Source organism: Streptomyces sp. NPDC054847 (genome assembly GCF_053610925.1).
Genome location: NZ_JBSGZJ010000019.1, coordinates 1 through 6,904 on the forward strand (window position 1 = coordinate 1; position 6,904 = coordinate 6,904).

At 71.6% G+C, this 6,904-nt stretch carries 6 protein-coding genes; 2 read left to right on the forward strand and 4 right to left on the reverse strand.

Translation table 11 applies throughout. The features are described 5' to 3' along the window. Both ACWGH4_RS04175 and ACWGH4_RS04180 read right to left on the reverse strand, forming a co-directional pair. On the reverse strand, window positions 1–1,026 hold a 1,026-nt coding region (locus ACWGH4_RS04175; protein WP_453455346.1), incomplete at its 3' end, for a serine/threonine-protein kinase. A gap of 88 nt (window positions 1,027–1,114) precedes the next feature. Next, entirely contained in the window at window positions 1,115–1,990 is an 876-nt protein-coding gene (locus ACWGH4_RS04180; protein ID WP_441265672.1) for a menaquinone biosynthetic enzyme MqnA/MqnD family protein, read from the reverse strand. A 305-nt stretch (window positions 1,991–2,295) separates the two neighbouring features. On the opposite strand from ACWGH4_RS04180, the gene ACWGH4_RS04185 reads away from it, so the two are divergent. Further along, a complete protein-coding gene (locus ACWGH4_RS04185; RefSeq protein ID WP_003967102.1) occupies window positions 2,296–2,499 on the forward strand; it encodes a cold-shock protein in 204 nt (67 codons plus the stop codon). A 193-nt stretch (window positions 2,500–2,692) separates the two neighbouring features. On the opposite strand, the gene ACWGH4_RS04190 is transcribed toward ACWGH4_RS04185, so the two are convergent. Continuing rightward, the gene (locus ACWGH4_RS04190; protein WP_453455349.1) at window positions 2,693–4,615 is read right to left on the reverse strand and encodes an AMP-dependent synthetase/ligase; all 1,923 of its coding nucleotides are present in this window, start codon (window positions 4,613–4,615) and stop codon (window positions 2,693–2,695) included. A 373-nt stretch (window positions 4,616–4,988) separates the two neighbouring features. On the opposite strand from ACWGH4_RS04190, the gene ACWGH4_RS04195 reads away from it, so the two are divergent. Then, window positions 4,989–5,888 (forward strand): MaoC family dehydratase, encoded by a 900-nt coding sequence (locus ACWGH4_RS04195; RefSeq protein ID WP_453455352.1) that lies wholly within the window; start codon window positions 4,989–4,991, stop codon window positions 5,886–5,888. On the opposite strand, the gene ACWGH4_RS04200 is transcribed toward ACWGH4_RS04195, so the two are convergent. Next, on the reverse strand, window positions 5,857–6,534 hold the full coding sequence (locus ACWGH4_RS04200) for a TetR/AcrR family transcriptional regulator (RefSeq protein ID WP_453455355.1): 678 nt from the start codon (window positions 6,532–6,534) through the stop codon (window positions 5,857–5,859). The two genes, ACWGH4_RS04195 and ACWGH4_RS04200, sit on opposite strands and share 32 nt — an antisense overlap. Window positions 6,535–6,904: the final 370 nt, after the last annotated feature.

Sequence of the window (6,904 nt, forward strand, 5' to 3'; positions counted from 1 at the left end):
CCATCCGGCCGGGGCCTCCCCCGGCGTACCCGGGTCGATCGGCGGGCCGAAGACGCCGACGGCGGGGCTGCTGAACGCCACTGGCCCCGACGCACCCGGCTCGGCGGCGGACACGGGCCCCGGCCCGGTCGACTCGTCCGGCAGCGATTCCAGATGCAGCAGTTCCACCGCCGCGCGGCTGATCTGCTCGACAAGCGGTCCCGGCAGCCACCCCGACGGCCCCGCGGCGACGGCGAGGCCGTCCGCGATCTCGCCGGGGGCCGGGCGGGCGGCCGGGTCCTTGGCCAGGCAGGCGCCCACCAGGTCCCGCAGTTCGCCGTCCAGCGCGCCCAGTTCGGGCTCCTCGTGCACGACTTTGTAGAGAAGCGCGGCCGAGGAGTCGCCCTGGAAGGGGGCGGTGCCGGTCGCCGCGTACGCGAGGACCGCGCCGAGCGAGAAGACGTCGGCGGCGCCCGTGACGCCCTTGCCGAGGATCTGCTCGGGAGACATGTAACCGGGCGACCCGACGGAGACACCGGTGGAGGTGAGGGACGCGGTGCCGTCCGTGGCACGGGCGATCCCGAAGTCGATCAGCCGCGGTCCCTCCAGCGTCAGCAGCACGTTGGACGGCTTCACGTCCCGGTGCACCAGCCCCAGCGCGTGGACGGCGACCAGTGCGCGTGCCAGTCCCTCGCCCAGCACCCGCACCGAGTGCGCGGGGAGCGGCCCGTGGTCCGTGACCGCCTGGGTGAGTGAGGGGCCGGCGACGTAACCGGTCGCCACCCACGGGACCGGCTCGTCGGGGCCGGCGTCGAGGACCGGGGCGGTCCACTCCCCACCGACCCTGCGTGCGGCCTCCACCTCGCGCCGGAAGCGGGCACGGAACTCGTCGTCGAGCGCGAAGTGCGGGTGGACGACCTTGACCGCGACGGTGCGCCCGCCGGAGCTGCGCCCCAGATAGACGCGCCCCATTCCGCCCGCCCCGAGCCTGCCCAGCAGCCGGTACGCGCCGATGCTGCGCGGCTCGCCGGGATCAAGCGGCTGCATCTGAACTCCCCCGTTCGGCATCCTGCGCCAGTCGGCCCTCAGCCTAGGGGTTGCCGGGGGCGGCCGGCCCGGGGCGCCGTGACGCCGGTCAGCTGCCGAGGAGTTCGACCTTCACGTCCGCCGGGAAGCCGGTCGTCGGGCCGGTCCTGCGGGCGAATTCCGTGACGCCGGCGAGCTGGTCGGGACCGAAGCGGAAGTCCAGCGTCGTGAAGTACCGCTCCAGCAGCTCCGCGTCGAAGGCCTCCCAGCGCGCCGCCTGCTCCGCGACCTTGCCGACCTCTTCGAGGGAGAGGTCCCGCGAGGCGAGGAAGGCCTCGTGCACCTTGCGCACCACGCGGGGCTCACGGGCCAGATAGTCCTTGCGCGCGGCCCAGACGGCGAAGACGAACGGCAGTCCCGTCCACTCCTTCCACATCTGCCCGAGGTCGTGGACCTGGAGACCGAGGCGGGGAGCGTCGTGGAGGGAGGCCCGCAGCGCGGCGTCGCCGATCAGGACGGCCGCGTCGGCCTCCTGCATCATCACCCCGAGGTCGGGCGGGCAGGTGTAGTAGTCGGGGGCGACCTGATACTGCTCGGCCAGCAGCAGCTGGGCCAGCCTTACCGATGTGCGGGAGGTCGAGCCGAGCGCGACCCGTGCCTTGTCGAGCTGCTCCAGCGGAAGCTGCGACACGATCACGCAGGACATCACCGGGCCGTCGCAGCCCACCGCGAGGTCGGGAAAGGCGACGAGTTCGTCGGCATTGCGAAGGAATTCGACGAGCGTGACGGGCGCGATGTCGAGTTCGCCCCTCACCAGCCGTTCGCTGAGCTTCTCCGGGGTGTCCTTCGTCAGTTCGAGATCGAGGAGAGTTCCGGTCCTGGCGAGCCCCCAGTAAAGGGGCAGACAGTTCAGGAACTGGATGTGCCCGACACGCGGCCGGCTGCGTCGGAGGTCGGTTGCTGTGCTTTCTCCAAGACTGTCCACATCGTGAGGCTAGACCTGCCCCCCGGATCCCTCCGCGCCGGGTCGCCGCGACGGCCCGGCGCGGCCCGGCGCGACCCGTCCGAGCTGGGCTTCGTCAGCGCGACGAAGGGCCGGTCAAACGTCCGGGTGACGTGATCTTTCCCTCTACCGCTGCGCACACGCTGCGTGCTAGGCTCGACGCAAGTTGCAGTTTGGTTTCCCTTGCAGTACAGAGCCTGCGGAGCATGTAACCCGCAGGCTTTTGTAGTTTTCAGACTTCTTGCAGGTTCTGGAGCAGGGCAACCCTTTGGCCCATAGGAGGGCTTATGGCTACCGGAACCGTCAAGTGGTTCAACGCTGAAAAGGGCTTCGGCTTCATCGCCCAGGACGGCGGCGGCCCGGATGTCTTCGTCCACTACTCCGCGATCAACGCGTCCGGGTTCCGCTCCCTCGAGGAGAACCAGGTCGTGAACTTCGACGTCACCCAGGGCCCGAAGGGCCCGCAGGCGGAGAACGTCACCCCGGCCTAGTCAGCCAGGGTCGGCGATCGCGCACGACTCAGCAGTACCCAAGGAGCCCCGTCCCCGTACGTCGTACGGAGCCGGGGCTCCTGCCTTTCCCTGGCCTGTCCGGGAGCTTTCCCTGCCCTTTCCCGGATCTTTTCCGCCTCTCCGCACAACTGCCGCAGATCCGGGGCGGACCCGCGGCCTTCCGAGAGGGCCCTCAGTCCCTCCGGCCGTCGTACAGGGCTTCGATGTCGGTCCCGAAGTCGTGGGCGATCGCCGCGCGCTTCAGCTTCAGCGACGGCGTCAGATGCCCGCTCTCCTCGGTGAAGTCCACCGTCAGCACCGTGAAGCGGCGGATCGACTCCGCCCGTGAGACCAGCCGGTTGGCCTCGTCGACCGCGCGTTGCAGCGCGCCGAGCAGTTCCTCGTCCCTGACCAGGTCGGCCAGGGGCAGATGCGCCTTCTTCTTCATCCGCCGCCAGTGGTCGAGCCCGTCCTGCTCGAGGGTGAGCAGGGCCGTGATGTAGGGGCGGTTGTCGCCGACGACCATGCACTGGGACACCAGGGGGTGCGCGCGCAGCCAGTCCTCCAGCGGCGCGGGGGCGACGTTCTTGCCGCCGGAGGTGATGATGATGTCCTTCTTGCGCCCGGTGATCGTCAGATATCCGTCGTCGTCCAGGGCCCCCAGGTCGCCGGTGGCCAGCCAGCCCTCCGCATCCGTCACCGGTACGGCCTCGCCGCGCTCCGCGTCCCAGAGGCCGGCGCAGACCTGGCCGCCGCGCAGCAGCACCTCGCCGTCGTCGGCGATGCGGACCGCCGTGCCCGGCAGCGGCCAGCCGACCGTGCCGAGCCGGGGCCGCAGCGGCGGGGTCACCGTCGAGGCGGCCGTGGTCTCGGTGAGCCCGTACCCCTCGAAGACCTCGATGCCGGCGCCCGCGTAGAACGAGGCGAGCCGGCTGCCGAGCGGTGAGCCGCCGCAGATGGCGTACCGGACCTTGCCGCCGAGGGCCGCCCGGATCCGGCGGTAGACCAGCGGGTCGTACAGGGCCCGTGCCGCCCTGAGGCCCAGGGAAGGACCGGGGCCGGTGCCGTGCTCCGCCGCTTCCACGGCCTGCCCGTAGCGCCGGGCGATCCTCGCGGCGCGGTCGAACGAGGAGGCACGGCCGAGTTTCTCGGCGGTGGCCCGGCCGGTGTTGAAGACCTTCTCCAGGACGTACGGGATCGCCAGCAGGAACGTCGGCCGGAAACCGGCCAGGTCGGCGAGCAGGTCCTCGGTCCGGATCGAGGGTGCGTGTCCGAGCCGCACCCGGGCGCGCAGGCAGCCGATGGCGACCATGCGGCCGAAGACATGGGAGAGAGGAAGGAAGAGCAGGGTCGAGGCGGGTTCCTTGCTGAGCGACTTGAAGACGGGGTGCAGCAGTTCGACGGCGTTGTCGACCTCGGCGAAGAAGTTCGCGTGGGTGAGCGCGCAGCCCTTGGGGCGGCCGGTGGTGCCCGAGGTGTAGATCAGCGTCGCGATCGTGTCCGGCGACAGTCCGGCCCTGCGTGCCGTGACGACGGCGTCCGTGATCCCGGCCTTCTCGCCCGCCTTGCGGAGGTGGGCGACGGCCCCGGTGTCGAACGCCCACAGGTGGGTCAGGCCCGGCAGTTGCCTGCGTTCCTGACTGATCGTCCTGGCCTGTGCGGCGCTCTCGACGACGCAGGCGACGGCCCCTGAGTTCTCGAGTATCCAGCGGGCCTGGAAGGCGGAGGAGGTCGGGTAGACGGGGACGGTGACGAGCCCGGCCGCCCAGGCGGCGAAGTCGAGGAGCGTCCATTCGTATGTCGTACGGGACATGATCGCGACCCGGTCGCCGGGTTCGAGGCCCTCGGCGATGAGCCCCTTCGCCACGGCGAGGACGTCCTCGGCGAACCGCTCCGCGGTCACGTCCCGCCAGGCGCCGTCCGCGTCCTTGACGCTGATTACGGCGTCGCCGGGGGCCTCGTGGGCGTTGTGGAACGGGATGTCGGCGAGCGAGCCATGGGTGACGGCCGGTACGAGCGCCTGCACGGTCACCTCCCGCACGACGCCGTTCACCAGCTTCTTGTGCGGTTCCACCGGCACGGGCGCACCGCCGGGACCAACCAGATCGACTGACACGTGCGGCTCCTCGTCATGAAGGCTGACAGGCGTGCTGCGCAGGGGACCGGCCGGCTCACGCGCGTTCGGCGACCGTGGTGACGTCCTGTCCGTCCGTGGCTCGGAGGGAGTTCGGCCCACGGCCCGGCGCTCGTGTCCCGCGAGGTGTCGCCGGCACCATCTCGACCAGATCCTGACCTCTGAGTAACCTTACTCGGGAGTAAATCCATGGTCGAGCAGGGAGTCAGGACAATGGCCGATCGCTGTCCGAACGTCACCGGCAGGCCGTCGGCCGGAGCGCTCACCCGGCGGGCGAGGACGGAATCATGAGCGGCGTCGCAGCTGAAACCTGCGTGGCGCACCTTGGTTCGGGCCCGGCAGGCGGCCCGCCCCCATGTGTCCGCGGCCGGCGCCCTCTGGGGGCGTGAGCGTGCGGAACGTCATCCTCGCCTCGGCGCCCGCGCTCACGCCGCTGCTCGTCCGCGGGGCGGCGCTGTCACCGCTGAAGCGCCGCGTCCGCGCCGGGGCGCAGCTTCCCGGCACCCGGCTGGTACTGCCCGGTGCCCGTACCGACGCCGCGCGGCTCGCCGTGTACGCCGACGTCTGCGGCTTCCCGGCGGGCGGGCCGCTGCCGCTCCCCTACCCGCACATCCTCGGATTCCCGCTCGCCGTGCGGCTGATGGCCGACCGCGCCTTCCCCCTGCCGCTCCTCGGCCTGGTCCACACCCGTATCGGGATCATCCGGCACGGGCCGGCCCTGATGCCGGCGGACCGGCCCGAACTCGCCGTGCACGCCGAGGAACTGGTCCCGCACCGGCGGGGCACGGAAGTGGTCATGGTGACCCGGGCGCGCCTCGACGGCGAGCTGGTGTGGGAGTCCCGCAGCTCCTATCTCGCCCGGCACCGCACCGGTGACGACGGTCCACGGGAAAGCGCCCCCACCGCCGGGCCGTTGCCCGCCGTCGCCGCGTGGCGGGTCCCCGGTGACCTGGGCCGCCGCTACGGTGCCGTCTCCGGGGACCGCAACCCGATCCATCTGCACCCGCTCACGGCGAGGCTCTTCGGATTCCCCCGCGCCATCGCGCACGGCATGTGGACGTTCGCCCGCTGCCTGGCGGAGGCCGAGCGGACCGGAGGGCCGGCGGAGGGCGCACGGGCGGAGTTCCGGGCGCCCGTGCTGCTGCCCGCCGATGTCACTTACGCGGCCCGCACCGCCCCGGGCGGCACCCGCTTCGAACTGCGCAGCGGCGACCGCGTGCACCTCACCGGGGAGACCAGCGCTCCCCGCGCATGAGGCCCCCCAGGCCGGTCCACGCGAAGTTCATCAGAAGGCCGGCGGCCTCCTTCGCCGAGATGCCTCCGGAGTCGTTCGCCCACCCCGCGAGCGACTCCGCGGCCCCCACGAGCGCCTGAGCGAGGCCTTCGATGTCCCGGTCGGCCAGCTCGGAACTGCGGTGCGAGCCCGCCGTTCCCGGCGCCGGAGGCACACCCTGTTCGGCCGCCGCGCCGATCAGCACGGTCACGAAGGCGGCGATCTCCGCCCGCATCCGCGCGACCTCGGCCGCGAACGGCTCGCCGTGCGTACGCGCCTGACGGTGCAGCACCGACCAGCCGTCCGGGTTCTCCTGCGTGTGGCGGAAGAAGGCCTCCAGCCCCGCCCACATCTGCTGATCCGCCGTCAGCCCCGGCTGGATCGCCGCCTGCACGGCCGCGGTCAGCCGCTGCGCCTCCCGCCTGATGCAGGCGGTGAAGAGCTCCTCCTTGGAGTTCAGGTACAGGTACACCAGGGGCTTGGAGACACCGGCGAGCTCCGCGATCTCGTCCATCGAGGCGGCCCGGTAGCCCAGCTGCCCGAAGGTCCGCACGGCGGCGTCCATCATCTGCTGCTCGCGCACGGCCCGCGGCATGCGCTTGGTCCTCGCGCTCTTCACCGCACTCATCTCAGTGTTCCTCCCGCCCCGTGCCCTTACTCAGCAGTAAGCCTACGACCCTGGCAGTTGACTGCGTCATAGCGGCGTTCATGGCCCGCATTAAGGTCCACTCCGCGCGACGGGGTCAACCGCGCGCGACGGGTCTCGGCCGTATCCGGGCGGCCCCGGACATGCGTGTGCTGTGCCCGCGGCGAGGCGGACACAGCACACGGTCGGCGTTCCCGGCTTCACCAGGAGCCGGGATCATCGATGGATCAGGGCCGGATCTGCTTCATGCCCTCTCGATCACTATGCCCGACCTCCCTGAGGTCCACCGGCGGCAGGCCGTGGCGAACGGGCGGTTCGCCGCATCGCCCCGCAGAAGACCGTGGGCCTCGCC